Genomic DNA, 18,008 nt, shown 5'->3' with positions numbered 1-18,008 from the left:
CATAGGGCGCTTTGAGGGGGACCGGGCGCGCTCTACGCTGGCCGTATGGACCCACTCGCCGGACTGCTGGAGGGCCCTCGTGCGCGGGGTGCCCTGCTCACCCGCGCCTGTTTCGACGCGCCGTGGAGTGTGCGGGTCGAGGACCGGGCGCCGTTGACCGTGATGCTCCCGGTGCGCGGGGGCGGGTGGGTCGTGTCGGATCAGGGGGAGCGGTTGCGGCTGCGCGCCGGGGACCTCGCGATCGTGCGGGGGCCCGAGCCGTACACCTGCGCCGACGATCCCGCCACGCCCCCGCAGGCCCTCATCCTGCCGCGCGGCGAGTGCGCCCGCCCCGACGGGCAGTCCCTCAACGGGTCGATGGACCTCGGGGTCCGCAGCTGGGGGAACCGGCCCGACGGGGCCACGGTCGTCCTGATCGGGACGTACCTGATGCAGGGCGAGATCAGCAACCGCCTGCTGGACGCGCTGCCCCCGCTGCTCTCCCTCACCGCGCGGGAGTGGCCGAACCCGTTGACGCCGGTGTTGATGGACGAGATCGTCCGCGACGAACCCGGCCAGGAGGTCGTCCTCGACCGCCTCCTCGACCTGATCGTCATCTCCGCCCTGCGCACCTGGTTCTCCCGCCCCGAGGCCGAGGCTCCCACCTGGTACAGGGCCCTCGCCGACCCGGTCGTCGGCCACGCCCTGCGCCTCCTCCAGGACGACCCCGCCCACCCCTGGACCATCACCGCCCTCGCCACCAAGGCGGGCGTGTCCCGCGCGGGCCTGGCACGCCGGTTCACGGAACTCGTCGGCGAGCCCCCGATGACGTACCTCACCCACTGGCGCCTCGCGCTCGCCGCCGACCTGCTGCGCGACACCGACGACACGATCGCCGCCGTCGCCCGCAAGGTCGGGTACGGCAGCGCGTTCGCCCTGTCCAGCGCCTTCAAACGGGTCCACGGGGTGAGCCCGCAGGAGCACCGCGCCAGGGCGTAGCGTGGAGACGTGTACGAGGAACGCCCGTCCCGCCTGACCGGCGCGGTGGTGTGGACGACCACACCATCGGGACCGCCGGGCGCGGTCCTGCCCGACGGCTGCATGGACCTCCTGTGGACCGACGGCCACCTCCTCGTCGCGGGTCCCGACACCCATGCGTACGTCCCTGAAGGACCCGGCGCCGCCTGGGCGGGAGTCCGCTTCTTCCCCGGCACCGCTCCCGCCCTGCTGGGCGTCCCCGCGCACGAACTCCGCGACCGGCGCGTCGAGTTGGCGGACCTGTGGCCGGCGTCGGAGGTGCGGCGACTGACCGCGCGGGTCGCGGCGGCACCGGACCCGGCACAGGGCCTGGAGGACCTGGCCCTCGAACGCGCCGCGCCTCCCGACCCGTTGCTCTCCCGCCTGGTCGCCGCCCTCGACGCAGGCCGCCCGGTCGCGGCAACGGCCGACGAACTCGGCATCGGAGCACGCCAGTTGCACCGCCGCGCACTGTGGGCCTTCGGGTACGGCCCCAAGACGCTGGCCCGGATCCTGCGGCTGCAACGGGCGTTGGGGCTGCTGCGGGGCGGGGTGCCTCCGGCGGAGACGGCGGCGCGGGCGGGGTACGCGGATCAGGCGCACCTCACGCGCGACGTACGGGAGTTGACGGGGGAGACGCCGGGGCAGCTGATGGGCCGGGCGACTTAGGGGTGTGGGCGAGTGTGTGGCGGGAGAGGCCCCAAACCGTTGTGCCCCGCGTGCCTCACTCGGACCGGACGGCGACGACTCCACCCCGGATCGAGACACCGAGGGTGGGGCAAGCCCTTGGAGAGCCCCTGCCGCTCCGCGTAGACGCACGCGTATGCCCCTGAGCCCCTCACCGATGTCCCCCAGCCCCCCACCCCCGCTTGACTGACCCCATGACGAACACACACACGACCTTGGTGGTGACCGGCGCGACCGGTCGTACGGGCAGCCGCGTGGCGCGGGCCGCTCAGGGCGCCGGCCTCACCGTCCGCCCCGCCTCCCGGGCCCAGGGCTTCTCCTGGGCCGACCCCGCGACCTGGGCGGACACCCTGCGCGGCGCGGACGCGGCGTACCTGGTGTACCCGCCGGACATCGGCGCCCCCGGCGCGGGCGAGGCGATCGGTGCGCTGTCCAAAACGGCGGTCGCGCTCGGCGTACGGCGTCTCGTCCTGCTCTCGGGCCGCGGCGAGCACTCCGCGCGGCCGGCGGAGGAGGCGCTGACCTCGTCCGGCGCGGACTGGACGATCGTGCGGGCCTCGTGGTTCGACCAGAACTTCAGTGAGGGCCCGATGGCGGACGGCCTGCGGTTCACCGGCGACCTGGTGTTCCCGGCGGACGAGGTGACCGAACCGTTCCTGGACCTGGCGGACCTCGCGGAGGTCGTCGTGAAGACGGTCACCGAGGGCGAGAAGTACGTGGGCCGCGCGCTGGACCTGTCGGGCCCGCGCCTGATGACGTTCCGGGAGGCGGTCGCCGAGATCGCGCGGGCGGCGGGCCGCGAGCTGACGTACACGGCGGTCACCACCGAGGAGTACGCGCAGGTCCTGACGTCGTTCGGCCTGCCGGCCGAGGAGGTCGCCTTCCTGGGCGAGGTGTTCGCGTCGCTGCTGGACGGCCACAACGAGTTCCTGTCGACGGACGACGTCCACGAGGTCCTGGGCCACGCGCCGCGCGACTTCACGGAGTACGCGCGGGAGGCGGCGGCACAGGGCGCCTGGAAGGTGTAACCCCGGAAAAGCCCCCTCACTTCTCCCGCCGCTGCTCCTCCTGCGCCTTCGCCACCGTCTTCGCGTGCGTCCGCAGCCGTGCAGTGACGTTCTCGTGGGGCAGGAAGCGGGACCAGCGTTCGGGGAACTCGGAGGGCATGTCGGGGTCGTCGGGGTCCTCGTTGCCCTGTGCGGCGGAGATCCGGGCGACGTACTCGACGACCTCCTCCTTGCGGAGGCGTTCGTTGGCGGCGCGGGCGGCGGCGGTCGCGGCGGCGGGCCAGACACGGTCGATCGCGGCGTTGACGGCGGCCCCGACGAGGACGGCGAAGGCGGCGACGCCGATCCACAGCAGGACGGCGACGGCGGCGGCGAGGGAGCCGTAGATGGTGGCGCCCTCGATGGTGTTCTGGAGGTAGATCCGCAGCAGGAAGCTGCCGAGCACCCACATCGCGAGGGCGACCAGCGCCCCGGGCACGTCCTCGATCCAGGGCGAGCGCACCGGCACGGACACGTGGTACAGCGTGGTCAGGAACGCGATGGACAGCAGGATGACGACCGGCCAGTACAGGAGCTGCACGAGCGTCGCCGACCAGGGCACGATCCGTACGACGGCGTCGGGCCCGGCGACCATCAGCGGCAGCGCGACCGCGCCGATGACGAGGGCGACGACGAAGAGGGCGAAGGCGACGAGCCGGGTCTTGACGATGCCGCGGACCCCGTCGAGGCCGTACATGACGGTGATCGTGTCGATGAACACGTTCACGGCTCGCGAGCCGGACCACAGGGCGAACAGGAACCCTATCGAGATGATGTCGGGCCGGCCGCCCTTCATCACGTCGTCCAGGATCGGCTGGGCGAGCTGCTGGACGCCCTTGTCGGACAGGACCGTCCGGGAGGCGTCGAGGATGTTCGCCTCCAGGCTGGTGATCGTGTCGGTGCCGGTCCAGTCGTCGACGTAGCCGAGCAGGCCGATGAGGCTGAGCAGCAGCGGCGGCACGGACAGCAGCGTGAAGAAGGCGGCTTCCGCCGCGAGGCCCAGGATCCGGTACTCCACGCAGGAGTTGACGGTGTCCTTGAGCAGCAGCCAGGCGGTCCTGCGCATGGACACGTCGCGGTAGAGGGCGCGCGCCCGGTGGAAACGGCTCGGTGCCGCGTGGTGCGGGGATGAGTGACTTGCTGGCTGCACGCCCTAAAGGTATCCGCCGTCGGAGGCCGTCATCCCCGGTGGCCCGGCGTCGGCGCACGTGGCGCCCGGAGAGGGGATAGGTTGCGCGCTATGGCAGGCACCCCCCACACCCTCACCCAGCGGCCTCCGTCCCTTGCCCCGTACGACGTGTACGGCACCGACCCGGTCCTGGTGGACGCGGTGGGCCGGCACCTGGCGCCCGAACACCGTGACGAGGCCCACGCCGCACTGTCCGAGCTGGGGAGGTCGGCCGGTTCCGTACAGGTGCGCGAGTGGGCCGTCCAGGCGGAGGGGAATCCGCCCCGGCTGCGGACGCACGACCGGTACGGGAACCGGGTCGACGAGGTCGACTTCGCTCCGGCGTGGCACCGGCTGCTGGGCAAGGGGGTCGGGGCGGGGCTGACGAGGGGCTGGTCGGAGCCGGGCGGGCAGGTGCGGCGGGCGGCCGGGTTCCTGGTGTGGTCGCAGGTGGACGCGGGGGCGTGCGGTCCGCTGTCGACGACGTACGCGGCGGTGCCGGCGCTGCGTACGGAGTCCGGGCTCGCCGCCGAGTGGGAGCCGGCGCTGACGTCGGGGCTGTACGAGCGGGAGCTCGGGCCGGTGGCCGGGAAGGGGGGTGCGCTGGTGGGGCTCGCGGTGGCCGAGCGGGCCGGGAGCGACGACGGCGCGCTGACGACGGTCGCGCGGCCGCTCGCCGAGCCGGGGGCGTACGAGCTGACCGGGCTCAAGTGGTTCTGTTCGGCGCCGATGTCGGACGGGTTCCTGGTGCTGGCGCGGGCTGCCGAGGGGCCGACGTGCTTCCTCGTGCCCCGGGTGCTGGCGGACGGCTCCCGCAACCGGTTCCCGCTGCGGCGGCTCAAGGACAAGCCGGGCAACCGGTCGGACGCGTCGGCGGAGGTGGAGTTCGCGGGGACGTGGGCGCGGCGGGTGGGCGCCGAGGGGCGGGGGGTGCGGGTGCTGGCCGCTACGGTCGAGGCGCTCCGGCTGGACCGGGTGCTCGGGTCGGCGGGGCTGATGCGGCAGGCGGTCGTCCAGGCCGTGCACCACTGCGCGCACCGTGAGGTGTCCGGTTCGGCGCTCCTGGACCGGCCGCTCATGCGGGGTGTCCTCGCGGATCTCGCCCTGGAGTCGGAGGCGGCGACCGTCCTCGCGCTGCGGCTCGCCGCCGCCTCCGACGACGGGGGCGAGCGGGAGCGGGCGCTGCTCAGGATCGCCGGTCCGGCCGCCAAGTACTGGGTGACGAAGCGGTGTCCGCCGGTGGTGACGGAGGCGGCGGAGTGTCTGGGCGGGGACGGGTACGTCGAGGAGTCGGGGCTGCCCCGGCTGGTGCGGGAGGCTCCGCTGAACGCGCTGCGGGAGGGCCCGGGGAACGTGCAGGCGCTGGAGGTGCTGCGGGCGCTCCAGGAGCCGGCGGCGCTGGACGCGTACCTGCGGGAGGTCGCGCTCGCGCGGGGCGCCGACCACCGGCTCGACGCGGCGATCAAGGACCTGCTGACCGAACTCGCCGACCTGGCGGGCGCCCATGCGCGGGCGCGGCGGCTGGCGGAGCGGTTCGCGCTGGTCCTCCAGGGGGCGCTGCTGGTGCGTTTCGCGCCGCCCGAGGTGGCGGACGCGTTCTGCGCGTCGCGGCTGGGCGGGGACGCGGGGATGACGTTCGGGGGGCTGCCGCACACGCTGGATCTGGGGGCGGTGGTGGAGCGGGCCCGGGTGGTTCCGGAAGGCTGACCTCACGGGGTGGTGCCGCGCCGACACGGCACCACCCGCGCGTCCCCGGTCCTGCGAGACCGGGGCCGCCGCTCTCGTCGGCGTGGCTCAAGTTTCAAGCACCACAGGTACGTTCACCAGGGTTGCAGGGGGTTGCAACGCCGGGGCGGGAGGATGGGACAGCTCTTCCCTTCTTCACCTCACGTCATCTTCACGTCGTCTTCCGGAGGCACCCGTGGCGAATCCGCCGATGAAAGCGGCGCGGAACGCGGCTGTGGACGCGGTCCGTGTCCCCGGCTCCCGGCGGTCGCGCCCGGCACCGCGCCAGGTGATCGAGCAGTCCTGGACGAGGGTGCTGCGGCGCGGTGTGGATCCTGAACACGAGTTCGCCGCCGGCCTGTTGGCGCCGGACGAGGTGCGCAGGCGCCGCGAGGAGTCACCGCTGAGAGAGGTGGTGCCGGTGCTGCGCGCGGGCCTGCTGCCGGCGGCGGACGACGCCCGGCACATCATGATCGTCGCCGACGGGGAGGGCCGGGTGCTGTGGCGGGAGGGCTGCTCGCCGGTGCTGCGCAAGGCGGACGAGGTGGGCCTCGGCCTCGGCGCCGACCTCAGCGAGGAGGTCGCCGGCACGAACGGCGTGGGCACCCCGGCGGTCGTACGGCGTCCGGTACAGGTGTTCGCCGGGGAGCACTTCGTCCGGTCGCTGACGCAGCTGACCTGCGCGGGCGCCCCCATCACGGACCCGAGGGACGGGCGGCTGCTCGGGGTGGTCGACGTGAGCGGCCCGCAGGAGTCCCTGCACCCGGCGACGCTGGCCTGGGTGGAGTCGGTGGCGAAGCTCGCCGAGGCCAAGCTCCGTGAGACGCACCTCGGTTCGCTGCAGCGGCTGCGCGCGGTGGCCGCGCCGGTGCTGGCGCGGCTCGGCGGGCGGGCGGCGGTCGTGGACCGGGACGGCTGGACGGCGGCGGTGACGGGGATGCCGTACGTGCAGCGGATCACGCTGCCCAAGTCGGGCTCGGAGGGGGCGGGTTGGGTGCCGGCGCTGGGGCCGTGCGCTCTGGAGCCGCTGGACGGGGGCTGGTTGGTGCGGGCGGTGGAGCCGGGCGGGGGCCGCGGCGGCGGGGCGCGGATCGCGCTGGACCTGTCGGGGCGGCGCCGGTCGGTGACCGTGTCGGGCGGGGCGGGCTCCTGGTCGCAGGAACTGAGCCCGCGCCACGCCGAGTTGCTGTATCTCCTCGCGGTGTGCCCGGCGGGGTGCAGTGCGGCGGAGCTGGCGCGGGAGGTGTTCGGGGATCCGGCACGCACGGTGACGGTGCGTGCGGAGATGTCGCGGATACGGCGCTATCTCGGGGAGTTCCTGGAGCACCGGCCGTACCGGTACCGGGAGGGCGTGGAGGTGGACGTGGTACTGCCGGCCGAGCCGGGGGACCTGCTGCCGCACTCGGCGGCGACGGCGGTGGGGCGGGCGCGCGAGCCGCGCGCGTGAAAGTCGTAGAAATCCCTTGCACGCCAAGGGAGTCGGCATAGGGATATCCCTCGGAAACGCTCTCGCACACGCTTTCCGCACATCCTTTGCCGGGTCTTCCTCCCGGGCGCGGCGCGTCTGCCGTAGAGTCAGTTACGGGTCACCCCACCTGCTCCTCGGTCAACGCACGGATCAACAGGCGCAGTTGGCCCCCCTGGGAGGACTTGATGACGCAACGTGGCCGCCACCGCCGGCGCCGGAGGGGAAGAGCGCTGCGCGGGTTCCTCGCCGGGACCGCCCTCGCCCTGACCGCCGCCGCGACGATCGTCAGCGCCTCGCAGGCGACGGTCTCCCACGCGCCGGACGCGCTGAAGCAGGTGGAGGTCACCACCGCCCTGCGGATGACGGAGGACCTGGTCCCGCGTCAGTCCCTGGACCGGCTGGCCCGGGGCATGGGCCGTCCGGTCGGGGTGGGTTCGGTGCTGGAGTCCGGTGACCGCCTGCTGCGGGACTCGGCGGACTGCACGGCGGGCGAGCGCGGCGGGCTGCCGCTGGCGCCCGAGCCGGTGACGTCGTACTGCTGGGACGCCTCCGACACCCGGGACTGGCGGCCGGGCGCGGTGACGACGTCCGGGGACGCGGACGACGACGGCGTGTGGGGCACGAACCGGGTGATCCTGTCCGGCTGGTCGCGCGGCGGGATCGCGCGGGTCGCGTTCGTCGACGCGAACGACCCGGACCGGCTGACGTACTCGTGGGTCCTGCTCGCGGTCCCCGTGGACGACGGCAAGGACTTCCGGCCGCTGGCCTCGCGGCTGTCGGGGATGGTCTGGTACCAGGACAAGCTGCTGGTGACGGCGGACGGCGCGGACGGCGCGGCGCTGTACGTGTTCGACATGAACCGCATCCAGCGCGCCTCGGTCGACGGCGACGCGGTCGGCCGGGTCGCCGGGGGCTGGTCGGCGCACCGCGCCCGCTTCGTGCTGCCTGCGGTCGGCACCTACCGGCTGGGGGCGGGCTCCCCGCGCCCCGCCACGATCTCCCTGGACCGCTCCACGGCCCCCGACAGCCTGGTCGCCGGCGAGTCGACGGCGCGCGGCGACACCACGCGCCTGTGGCGCTACGCCCTCAGCTCCCTGCCCGACCGGACGGGCCTGCTGGCCGCCGACTCCTACGGCCGGGTCGCGGCGACCGAGGCGTACCGCACCGAGGTGAAGGGGCTGCGCGGCGTCCTCGCCCGCGACGACGCCTGGTACGTCAGCCAGGCGCCCGGCGAGGGGGACACGCACGGCACGCTGTGGCGGCAGGACACCGAGGGCACGTCGGCCGCGGAGTGCGACGGCTCGGGCGACGACCACGCCTGCTGGAGCCGGGCCCCGCAGTCCCTGTCGTACTGGGCGGCGACCGGCGAGGTGTGGTCCCAGTCGGACCGCACGCTGTTCGCGATGCCGCTGGCGTCGGTGGACCGGGCGGCGAAGAAGCAGTGGAGCGACGACGGGGCGTGAGCGGTCCCGGCGCGCGGACGGGGCGTGAACGGACTCAGCGGATGAGCGGGCCCGGCGCATGAGCGGGTGATCGACAGATCCCGCGTCCGGATGATTGCCTGGCCCGCATGAGCAGCATCCCCGTCACCACCTGGTCCCTGGAACTGTCCGCGCCGACCGACCTCCTCCCCGCGTCCGCCCCGGAGGGCGATGTGCGGGTGGCGCGCGCGGCGGTGCCCTCGCCGGAGTTCAGCCGGTTCCTGTACGCGTCGGTCGGCGGCGACATCCGCTGGATCGACCGGCTCCACTGGTCCCACGACCTCTGGCGGGAGTACCTGGAGCGGCCGGGCGTCGAGACGTGGGTGGCGTACGAGCGGGACACGCCCGCCGGGTACGTGGAGCTGGAGCCGCAGGCGGACGGCGCGGTGGAGATCGTCTACTTCGGTCTGCTCCCGGCGTTCCGGGGCCGCCGCATCGGCGGTCACCTCCTGTCGTACGGCGCGGCGCGCGCCTGGGACCTCGCCGGGCGCTGGCCGCAGCTGGCGCCGACGAAGCGGGTGTGGCTGCACACGTGCAGCCTGGACGGGGAACACGCGCTGGCGAACTACCAGCGCCGGGGGTTCCGGCTGTACGACACCGAGGTCAGGGAGCAGACAGAGGTTCCGGCGCCGGGTCCCTGGCCGGGCGCATACCCGGCCTGACCTGCGCCGACAAGCCCTCGTGCACAGCATGTGACCGATCCCACCCAAGTCTCACCTGACGAGACACGAGTGTCCGTATGCCGGATGAAGCTGGACTGTGTCCAGAACGCCGTGCCACGCTTTCCACCATGTCCGGAACTGGAATCGCCTTGGTGAGTCGGCGGCACGTCGATCTCTGCCGCATGTCCAGCGCCATCTGTCCGGCGAGCTGACGAGCCGCGTCGCCGCCGTCCCCCCTCTTGTGTCCGCCCTGCGCCAACCTCTCCTGACCTGCCGGTATCCCCGGGTCAGAGCCGCATTCGCCTGCCTTGAAGGACGTACATAACCATGGCCGCCACCCCGCAGAACCCTGCCGCCTCGGCGCCCCGTCGCAAGGTGAGCCGTCACCGCGGCGAGGGTCAGTGGGCCGCGGGGCACTTCACCCCGCTGAACGGCAACGAGCAGTTCAAGAAGGACGACGACGGTCTCAATGTGCGGACACGCATTGAGACGATCTACTCCAAGCGCGGATTCGACTCGATCGACCCGAACGACCTGCGCGGCCGGATGCGCTGGTGGGGGCTGTACACCCAGCGCAAGCCCGGGATCGACGGCGGCAAGACCGCGATCCTGGAGCCGGAGGAGCTGGACGACAAGTACTTCATGATGCGCGTCCGCATCGACGGCGGCCGGCTCACCACCCGACAGCTGCGGGTGATCGGCGAGATCTCGCAGGAGTTCGCGCGCGGTACGGCCGACCTGACGGACCGGCAGAACGTGCAGTACCACTGGATCCGCATCGAGGACGTGCCCGAGATCTGGAACCGCCTGGAGGCGGTGGGCCTGTCGACGACCGAGGCGTGCGGCGACTGCCCGCGTGTCGTGATCGGCTCGCCGGTCGCGGGGATCGCCGAGGACGAGATCATCGACGGCACCTGGGCGATCGACGAGATCAACCGGCGGTACATCGGGAACAAGGAGTTCTCGAACCTGCCGAGGAAGTTCAAGTCGGCGATCTCGGGTTCGCCGCTGCTCGACGTGGTGCACGAGATCAACGACATCGCGCTCGTCGGCGTCGTCCACCCCGAGCACGGCCCCGGTTTCGACCTGTGGGTCGGCGGCGGCCTCTCCACGAACCCCAAGATCGGCGTACGGCTCGGCGCGTGGGTGCCCCTCGACGAGGTCCCGGACGTCTGGGCGGGCGTCGTCGGCATCTTCCGCGACTACGGCTACCGCCGCCTGCGCACCCGCGCCCGCCTGAAGTTCCTGGTCGCGGACTGGGGCCCGGAGAAGTTCCGCCAGGTCCTGGAGGACGAGTACCTCAAGCGCAAGCTGGTCGACGGCCCGGCTCCCACCGAGCCGCTCCAGCGCTGGCGCGACCACGTGGGCGTGCACCGCCAGAAGGACGGCAACTTCTACGTCGGTTTCGCGCCCCGCGTCGGCCGGGTGGACGGGGCGACGCTGGCGAAGATCGCGGACCTCGCGGAGGCGCACGGCTCGGGCCGGGTGCGGACCACCGTCGAGCAGAAGATGATCATCCTGGACGTCGCGGAGGCGCAGGTCGAGTCGCTGGTGGAGGCGCTGGAGGCGCTGGACCTGAAGGCCCGCCCCTCCACGTTCCGCCGGGGCACGATGGCCTGCACCGGCATCGAGTACTGCAAGATCGCGATCGTCGAGACGAAGGCGCGCGGCGCCTCGCTGATCGACGAACTGGAGCGCAGGCTCCCGGAGTTCGACGAGCCGCTGACCATCAACCTCAACGGCTGCCCGAACGCCTGCGCCCGTATCCAGGTCGCGGACATCGGTCTCAAGGGCCAGCTCATGACCGACGAGAACGGCGAGCAGGTCGAGGGCTACCAGGTCCACCTGGGCGGCGCCCTGGGCCTGGAGGCCGGGTTCGGCCGCAAGGTCCGTGGCCTGAAGGTCACGTCGGCCGAGCTGCCGGACTACGTGGAGCGCGTCCTGACCCGCTTCCAGGACGAGCGCGAGGACGGCGAGCGCTTCGCGACGTGGGCGGCACGGGCCTCGGAAGAGGCGCTGTCATGAGCGAGCGCGCGGCGCCCTTCTACTGCCCCTACTGCGGCGACGAGGACCTCCGTCCCAGCGAGGAAGGTCACGGCGCCTGGGAATGCGCGGCGTGCAGTCGCGCATTCCAGTTGAAGTTCCTCGGGCTGCTGTCCCGGGGGCTTCAGCGGGCGGACGACGGAGGGAATCGGACATGACGACGGCTCACATAGCGCGCACCGACGACGAGTTGAAGGAGCTGGCCGAGCGGGCGGGCCGCGACCTGGAGGACGCCTCCGCGCTGGAGATCCTCCAGTGGGCGGTAGAAACGTTCGGCGCCGGCTTCTGCGTGACCTCCTCGATGGAGGACGCGGTGGTCGCCCACCTCGCCTCCCGCGTCCGCAAGGGCGTGGACGTCGTCTTCCTGGACACCGGCTACCACTTCCCCGAGACGATCGGCACCCGCGACGCGGTCGAGGCCGTGATGGACGTCAACGTCATCACTCTGACGCCTCGTCAGACGGTCGCGGAGCAGGATGCCGAGCACGGCCCTCAACTCCACGACCGTGACCCCGACCTGTGCTGCAAGCTGCGCAAAGTCCAGCCGCTGGAGCAGGGGTTGACGGCGTATCAGGCGTGGGCGACCGGCCTGCGCCGCGACGAGTCCCCGACCCGCGCGAACACGCCGGTGGTCGGCTGGGACGCCAAGCGCCGCAAGGTGAAGGTCTCCCCCATCGCCCGCTGGACGCAGGACGACGTGGACGCGTACGTCCTCGAACACGGCGTGCTCACCAACCCGTTGCTGATGGACGGCTACGCGTCCGTCGGCTGCGCGCCCTGCACCCGCCGGGTCCTGGAGGGCGAGGACGCGCGCGCCGGGCGCTGGGCGGGACGCGCCAAGACCGAGTGCGGGCTGCACGGATGACGACGAATCAGGAGAGCGACGTGACGACCGGAGCCACCGTCTGGCTCACGGGTCTGCCGAGTGCCGGCAAGACCACCATCGCGTACGAGCTGGCCGGGCTGCTGCGCGCGGAGGGCCACGCCGTCGAGGTCCTCGACGGTGACGAGATCCGCGAGTTCATCTCGGCGGGCCTCGGCTTCAGCCGCGAGGACCGGCACACCAACGTGCAGCGCATCGGCTTCCTCGCCGAACTCCTCGCCCGCAACGGCGTGAAGACGCTGGTCCCGGTGATCGCGCCGTACGCGGACAGCCGCGAGGCCGTCCGCAAGCGCCACCAGGAGGGCGGGACACCGTACTTGGAGGTGCATGTGGCAACTCCGGTCGAGGTGTGCTCCGTCCGCGACGTGAAGGGCCTGTACGCCAAGCAGGCGGCGGGTGAACTCACCGGCCTGACCGGCGTGGACGACCCGTACGAGGCGCCCGAGTCGCCCGACCTCAGGATCGAGTCGCAGGACCAGACCGTGGGCGAGTCCGCCGCGTCGGTGTACGCGCTGCTCAGCGAAAGGGGACTGGTGTGACCACCGTCGCGACGGTTACCGAGGGCACCTACGCCCTCTCGCATCTGGACGCCCTCGAATCGGAGGCCGTGCACATCTTCCGCGAGGTCGCGGGGGAGTTCGAGAACCCGGTGATCCTGTTCTCGGGCGGCAAGGACTCCATCGTCATGCTGCACCTGGCGCTGAAGGCGTTCCGCCCGGCGGCGGTGCCGTTCTCGCTGCTGCACGTCGACACGGGGCACAACTTTCCGGAGGTGCTGGACTACCGGGACCGTACGGTCGCCGAGCACGGTCTGCGGCTGCACGTCGCCTCCGTGCAGGACTACATCGACCGGGGTGTCCTCAAGGAGCGTCCCGACGGGACCCGCAACCCGCTCCAGACGCTGCCGCTGACGGAGAAGATCCAGGCGGAGAAGTTCGACGCGGTGTTCGGCGGCGGACGCCGGGACGAGGAGAAGGCGCGCGCGAAGGAGCGGGTGTTCTCGCTGCGGGACGAGTTCTCGCAGTGGGACCCGCGCCGCCAGCGCCCGGAGCTGTGGAACCTGTACAACGGGCGGCACGCGCCGGGTGAACACGTACGCGTCTTCCCGCTGTCCAACTGGACCGAGCTGGACGTGTGGCAGTACATCGCCCGCGAGGGCATCGAGCTGCCGGAGATCTACTTCGCGCACGAGCGTGAGGTGTTCCAGCGGGCCGGGATGTGGCTGACGGCCGGCGAGTGGGGCGGTCCGAAGGCGTCCGAGACGGTCGAGAAGCGGCTCGTGCGCTACCGCACGGTCGGCGACATGTCCTGCACGGGCGCCGTCGACTCCGACGCCACGACCCTGGACGCCGTCATCACCGAGATCGCCGCGTCCCGGCTGACGGAACGAGGTGCCACCCGCGCCGACGACAAGATGTCCGAGGCCGCGATGGAGGACCGCAAGCGCGAGGGGTACTTCTAGAGATGAGCACCACACTCCCCGACACGACACTCGGCGAGACGACGCTGCTGCGGTTCGCGACCGCCGGCTCGGTCGACGACGGCAAGTCCACCCTCGTGGGCCGCCTCCTGCACGACTCCAAGTCGGTCCTCGTCGACCAACTGGAGGCCGTGGAACGGGCGTCGGCGTCCCGCGGGCAGGACGCCCCGGACCTCGCCCTGTTGACGGACGGGCTGCGCGCCGAGCGCGAGCAGGGCATCACGATCGACGTGGCGTACCGCTACTTCGCCACCGCCGAACGCCGGTTCATCCTCGCCGACACGCCCGGCCACGTGCAGTACACCCGCAACATGGTGACGGGTGCCTCCACGGCCGAGCTGACGGTGATCCTCGTCGACGCCCGCAACGGCGTCGTCGAGCAGACCCGCCGGCACGCGGCCATCGCGGCCCTGCTGCGCGTCCCGCACGTCGTCCTCGCCGTCAACAAGATGGACCTGGTCGACTACCAGGAGGGCGTGTTCGCCGCGATAGCCGAGGAATTCACCGCGTACGCCACCGAGTTGGGCGTCCCCGAGGTCACCGCGATCCCGATCTCGGCCCTGGCCGGCGACAACGTCGTGGAACCCTCCGCGAACATGGACTGGTACGGCGGCCCGACGGTCCTCGAACACCTCGAAACCGTCCCCGTCGCCCACGACCTGGCGCACTGCCACGCGCGCCTGCCCGTGCAGTACGTGATCCGCCCGCAGACCGCCGACCACCCCGACTACCGGGGGTACGCCGGCCAGATCGCCGCCGGTTCGTTCCGCGTCGGCGAGCCGGTCACCGTCCTCCCGTCGGGCCGCGCCACGCGGATCGCCGGAATCGACCTGCTGGGCACGGCAGTTGACGAAGCCTGGACGACGCAGTCGGTGACGGTCCTCCTGGAGGACGACATCGACGTCTCGCGCGGCGACCTGATCGTCCCCAGCAAGGACGCCCCCGCGACCACGCAGGACGTCGAGGCGACCGTCTGCCACGTCGCCGACCAGCCCCTGACCGTCGGCCACCGCGTCCTCATCAAGCACGGCACGCGCACGGTCAAGGCGATCGTCAAGGACATCCCGTCCCGCCTCACCCTCGACGACCTGTCCCTGCACCCGCACCCGGGACAGCTCGCCGCCAACGACATCGGCCGCGTGAAGATCCGTACGGCGGAGCCGCTGCCGGTCGACTCGTACGCCGACTCGCGCCGCACCGGCTCGTTCATCCTGATCGACCCGGCCGACGGCACGACGCTCACGGCCGGCATGGTCGGCGAGTCGTTCGCCGCGCCGGAACCCGTCAAGGACGCCTCGGACGACGACGGTTGGGACTTCTGACGATGCATCAGGACGATTTCTACTCGACGTTCGCGAAGGAGGGCGGCCGCGTCGGCAGCGGCGCCCTCGGCAGCGGGCAGGGCGGGGTGGCCCGATGTGCGTGATGACGTACGCGCACCGCCTGCGCGCCCTGTCCCCCCACCGGACGTCCCGTCATCGACGAAAACCCTTTGCCGAACTCCCGGCCACGACCTGAGAGACCGTGACCCGCCGGGCCAACGAGAGGAACCCCTCCCGTGCCTGCCTCCCGCTCCTCCCTCGCCCGCCGCACCCTCGTCGCGGCAACCGCCCTTCCCCTGCTGACCCTCGCCGCCTGCGGCTACGGCTCCGAGTCCAAGGACACCTCCTCGGAGCAGAAGGTCGCCGCCGGGGCGGAGAAGATCGACGGCCTCGACTCCGTCAAGATCGGCTACTTCGGCAACCTGACCCACGGCACGGCGCTGGTGGGCGTGCAGAAGGGCTTCTTCCAGAAGGCGCTGGGCGCGACCAAGGCGTCGTACTCGACCTTCAACGCGGGCCCGTCGGAGATCGAGGCGCTCAACGCCGGTTCGATCGACATCGGCTGGATCGGCCCCTCCCCCGCCATCAACGGCTACACCAAGTCGGACGGCAAGAGCCTGCGGATCATCGGCGGTTCGGCGTCCGGCGGGGTCAAGCTGGTCGTCAACCCGGCGAAGATCAAGTCGGTCGCGGACGTCAAGGGCAAGAAGATCGCGACCCCGCAGCTCGGCAACACGCAGGACGTGGCGTTCCTCAACTGGATCGCCGAGCAGGGCTGGAAGGTCGACGCGCAGAGCGGCAAGGGTGACGTCTCCGTCGTCCGCACCGACAACAAGGTGACGCCGGACGCCTACAAGTCCGGGTCCATCGACGGCGCGTGGGTGCCGGAGCCGACCGCGTCGAAGCTGGTCGCCGAGGGTGCGAAGGTGCTGCTCGACGAGGCGTCGCTGTGGCCGGACAAGAAGTTCGTGATCACGAACATCATCGTGTCGCAGAAGTTCCTCACCGAGCACCCGAAGGCCGTCGAGGCGGTCCTGAAGGCGTCCGTCGACACCAACAAGTGGATCAACGCCAACCCGGACGCGGCGAAGGCCGCCGCCAACGCCCAGTTGAAGATCGACTCGGGCAAGGCGCTCCCGGCGAACGTCCTCGACCCGGCGTGGTCGTCGATCCAGTTCACCGACGACCCGCTGGCCGCGACCCTCAACACCGAGGCGGAGCACGCGGTCAAGGCGGGCCTGCTCAGCAAGCCGAAGCTGGACGGCATCTACGACCTGACGCTCCTGAACAAGGTGCTGAAGGCCGAGGGCGCCACCGAGGTCGCCGACGCCGGTCTCGGCGTCAAGTAAGCCCGGATTCCCCCGAGTTCCCAGGAGGTGACGATCATGGCAACCGCTCTCGCCAAGGCCGCCGACGCCGAGTCGGTGGAGCACGCGGCCCGTATCGAGCACGTCTCGAAGTCCTTCGCCGGGCCCGCCGGACAGCAGCTCGTGCTGGACGACATCACGCTGGATGTCGCGCCGGGCGAGTTCGTCACCCTCCTGGGGGCCTCGGGCTGTGGCAAGTCGACCCTGCTGAACCTGGTGGCGGGCCTCGACAAGCCCACCGCCGGCACCATCACGACCGACGGGCGCCCGGCTCTGATGTTCCAGGAGCACGCCCTGTTCCCGTGGCTCACCGCGGGCAAGAACATCGAACTCGCCCTGAAACTCGGGGGAGTTCCGAAGACCGAGCGCCGCCCCCGCGCCGAGGAGCTGCTTGAGCTGGTCCGGCTGAGCGGCTCGTACGGCAAGCGGGTGCACGAGCTGTCCGGCGGGATGCGCCAGCGCGTCGCGCTGGCCCGCGCGCTCGCCCAGGACAGCCGGCTCCTGCTGATGGACGAGCCGTTCGCCGCGCTCGACGCCATCACCCGGGACGTCCTGCACGACGAACTGACCCGGATCTGGGCCGAGACGGGCGTGTCCGTCCTGTTCGTCACGCACAACGTGCGCGAGGCGGTACGGCTCGCCCAGCGGGTCGTGCTGCTGTCGTCGCGGCCCGGCCGGGTGGCCCGCGAGTGGACCGTGGACATCCCGCAGCCCCGCCGCATCGAGGACGCCCCGGTGGCCGAACTGTCCCTGGAGATCACCGAAGTACTGCGTGGGGAGATCCGCCGTCATGGCCAGCACTGACACCAAGGAGAGCACCGGCCTCGGCGGTCTGGAGGCGGGCCTCGACGCGCTGGAGTCGACCGCGTCGAGCCGTACGCCGTTCCTCGTCACCTTCCGGACGAAGATCCTGCCGCCGATCGTCGCCGTCGTCCTGGTGGTCCTCGTCTGGCAGGCGCTGATCACCTTCAAGGTCGTCGACGACCCGACGAAACTCCCCTCGCCCTCGGACGTGGGCACGGAGTTCAAGAACGCCTGGCTGGAGGGGCGCCTCCTCGACTACATCTGGACCAGCGTCTCGCGCGGCCTGCTCGGCTTCCTCTTCGCGCTCGCCATCGGCACCCCGCTGGGGCTGCTGGTGGCACGGGTGAGGTTCGTGCGCGCCGCGATCGGCCCGATCCTGTCCGGGCTCCAGTCGCTGCCGTCGGTGGCGTGGGTGCCGCCGGCGGTGATCTGGCTGGGCCTGAACAACTCGATGATGTACGCGGTGATCCTGCTCGGCGCCGTCCCGTCCATCGCCAACGGCCTGGTGTCCGGCATCGACCAGGTGCCGCCGCTGTTCCTGCGGGCGGGCCGCACGATGGGGGCGACGGGGCTGAAGGGGGCCTGGCACATCGTCATGCCGGCCGCTCTGCCCGGGTACCTGGCGGGGCTGAAGCAGGGGTGGGCGTTCTCCTGGCGCTCGCTGATGGCCGCCGAGATCATCGCCTCCTCGCCCGATCTCGGCATCGGTCTCGGCGCGTTGCTGGAGAACGGGCGCAACGCCAGTTCCATGGCGATGGTGTTCGAGGCGATCATCCTCATCCTGTTCGTCGGTATCGCCATCGACCTGCTGATCTTCAGTCCGCTGGAGCGGTGGGTGCTGCGCAGCCGCGGCCTGCTCGTGAAGAACTGAACGCC

At 71.8% G+C, this 18,008-nt stretch carries 18 protein-coding genes; 17 read left to right on the top strand and 1 reads right to left on the bottom strand.

Translation table 11 applies throughout. The features are described 5' to 3' along the window. Positions 1 to 45 precede the first annotated feature (45 nt). The 3 genes from ACLZOT_RS06660 (at position 46) to ACLZOT_RS06650 (ending at position 2,711) form a co-directional block, all read left to right on the top strand. Positions 46 to 978, top strand: a complete 933-nt coding sequence (locus tag ACLZOT_RS06660; RefSeq protein ID WP_416967791.1) for an AraC family transcriptional regulator — start codon at positions 46 to 48, stop codon at positions 976 to 978. Between the two features lie 9 nt (positions 979 to 987). Then, positions 988 to 1,665 carry a helix-turn-helix domain-containing protein gene (locus ACLZOT_RS06655; protein WP_416967790.1) on the top strand — a complete coding sequence of 226 codons (678 nt, stop codon included), beginning with the start codon at positions 988 to 990 and terminating at the stop codon, positions 1,663 to 1,665. 212 nt (positions 1,666 to 1,877) lie between these two features. Beyond that, positions 1,878 to 2,711, top strand: a complete 834-nt coding sequence (locus ACLZOT_RS06650; RefSeq protein ID WP_416967789.1) for an NmrA family transcriptional regulator — start codon at positions 1,878 to 1,880, stop codon at positions 2,709 to 2,711. A gap of 16 nt (positions 2,712 to 2,727) precedes the next feature. On the opposite strand, the gene ACLZOT_RS06645 is transcribed toward ACLZOT_RS06650, so the two are convergent. Continuing rightward, on the bottom strand, positions 2,728 to 3,879 hold the full coding sequence (locus ACLZOT_RS06645; protein WP_416967788.1) for a YihY/virulence factor BrkB family protein: 1,152 nt from the start codon (positions 3,877 to 3,879) through the stop codon (positions 2,728 to 2,730). Positions 3,880 to 3,969: 90 nt separating this feature from the next. On the opposite strand from ACLZOT_RS06645, the gene ACLZOT_RS06640 reads away from it, so the two are divergent. The 14 genes from ACLZOT_RS06640 (at position 3,970) to ACLZOT_RS06575 (ending at position 18,003) form a co-directional block, all read left to right on the top strand. Next, positions 3,970 to 5,604 carry an acyl-CoA dehydrogenase family protein gene (locus tag ACLZOT_RS06640; protein WP_416967787.1) on the top strand — a complete coding sequence of 545 codons (1,635 nt, stop codon included), beginning with the start codon at positions 3,970 to 3,972 and terminating at the stop codon, positions 5,602 to 5,604. A gap of 214 nt (positions 5,605 to 5,818) precedes the next feature. Further along, complete coding sequence (locus tag ACLZOT_RS06635; protein WP_416967786.1) at positions 5,819 to 7,069, top strand: GAF domain-containing protein; 1,251 nt, start codon at positions 5,819 to 5,821, stop codon at positions 7,067 to 7,069. A gap of 206 nt (positions 7,070 to 7,275) precedes the next feature. After that, positions 7,276 to 8,553 carry a hypothetical protein gene (locus tag ACLZOT_RS06630; protein ID WP_416967785.1) on the top strand — a complete coding sequence of 426 codons (1,278 nt, stop codon included), beginning with the start codon at positions 7,276 to 7,278 and terminating at the stop codon, positions 8,551 to 8,553. A gap of 107 nt (positions 8,554 to 8,660) precedes the next feature. Beyond that, on the top strand, positions 8,661 to 9,233 hold the full coding sequence (locus tag ACLZOT_RS06625; RefSeq protein ID WP_416967784.1) for a GNAT family N-acetyltransferase: 573 nt from the start codon (positions 8,661 to 8,663) through the stop codon (positions 9,231 to 9,233). A 77-nt stretch (positions 9,234 to 9,310) separates the two neighbouring features. Continuing rightward, the gene (locus ACLZOT_RS06620) at positions 9,311 to 9,445 is read left to right on the top strand and encodes a putative leader peptide (protein ID WP_338060944.1); all 135 of its coding nucleotides are present in this window, start codon (positions 9,311 to 9,313) and stop codon (positions 9,443 to 9,445) included. Positions 9,446 to 9,560: 115 nt separating this feature from the next. Then, positions 9,561 to 11,258 (top strand): nitrite/sulfite reductase, encoded by a 1,698-nt coding sequence (locus ACLZOT_RS06615; RefSeq protein ID WP_416967783.1) that lies wholly within the window; start codon positions 9,561 to 9,563, stop codon positions 11,256 to 11,258. Continuing rightward, a complete protein-coding gene (locus ACLZOT_RS06610) occupies positions 11,255 to 11,434 on the top strand; it encodes a hypothetical protein (protein ID WP_416967782.1) in 180 nt (59 codons plus the stop codon). Before ACLZOT_RS06615 ends, ACLZOT_RS06610 begins: the two co-directional genes overlap by 4 nt. Next, on the top strand, positions 11,431 to 12,141 hold the full coding sequence (locus ACLZOT_RS06605; protein ID WP_416967781.1) for a phosphoadenylyl-sulfate reductase: 711 nt from the start codon (positions 11,431 to 11,433) through the stop codon (positions 12,139 to 12,141). The genes ACLZOT_RS06610 and ACLZOT_RS06605 overlap by 4 nt, the downstream gene beginning before the upstream one ends. 20 nt (positions 12,142 to 12,161) lie before the next feature. Further along, positions 12,162 to 12,698, top strand: a complete 537-nt coding sequence (gene cysC, locus ACLZOT_RS06600) for an adenylyl-sulfate kinase (protein WP_416967780.1) — start codon at positions 12,162 to 12,164, stop codon at positions 12,696 to 12,698. Further along, complete coding sequence (gene cysD / locus ACLZOT_RS06595; RefSeq protein ID WP_416967779.1) at positions 12,695 to 13,621, top strand: sulfate adenylyltransferase subunit CysD; 927 nt, start codon at positions 12,695 to 12,697, stop codon at positions 13,619 to 13,621. The genes cysC and cysD overlap by 4 nt, the downstream gene beginning before the upstream one ends. A gap of 2 nt (positions 13,622 to 13,623) precedes the next feature. After that, positions 13,624 to 14,961, top strand: a complete 1,338-nt coding sequence (locus ACLZOT_RS06590) for a sulfate adenylyltransferase subunit 1 (protein ID WP_416967778.1) — start codon at positions 13,624 to 13,626, stop codon at positions 14,959 to 14,961. A gap of 236 nt (positions 14,962 to 15,197) precedes the next feature. Beyond that, entirely contained in the window at positions 15,198 to 16,310 is a 1,113-nt protein-coding gene (locus ACLZOT_RS06585) for an aliphatic sulfonate ABC transporter substrate-binding protein (protein ID WP_416967777.1), read from the top strand. A gap of 36 nt (positions 16,311 to 16,346) precedes the next feature. Next, the gene (locus ACLZOT_RS06580; protein WP_416967776.1) at positions 16,347 to 17,132 is read left to right on the top strand and encodes an ABC transporter ATP-binding protein; all 786 of its coding nucleotides are present in this window, start codon (positions 16,347 to 16,349) and stop codon (positions 17,130 to 17,132) included. Continuing rightward, positions 17,119 to 18,003, top strand: a complete 885-nt coding sequence (locus tag ACLZOT_RS06575; RefSeq protein ID WP_416967775.1) for an ABC transporter permease — start codon at positions 17,119 to 17,121, stop codon at positions 18,001 to 18,003. Before ACLZOT_RS06580 ends, ACLZOT_RS06575 begins: the two co-directional genes overlap by 14 nt. Positions 18,004 to 18,008: the final 5 nt, after the last annotated feature.

The sequence above is a fragment of the Streptomyces sp. 4F14 genome (genome assembly GCF_048159485.1).
In the GTDB taxonomy this organism is placed as follows: Bacteria; Actinomycetota; Actinomycetes; order Streptomycetales; family Streptomycetaceae; genus Streptomyces.
The sequence above is the reverse complement of the archived record's forward strand: the minus strand, read 5'-3'. Positions and strand labels throughout refer to the sequence as shown.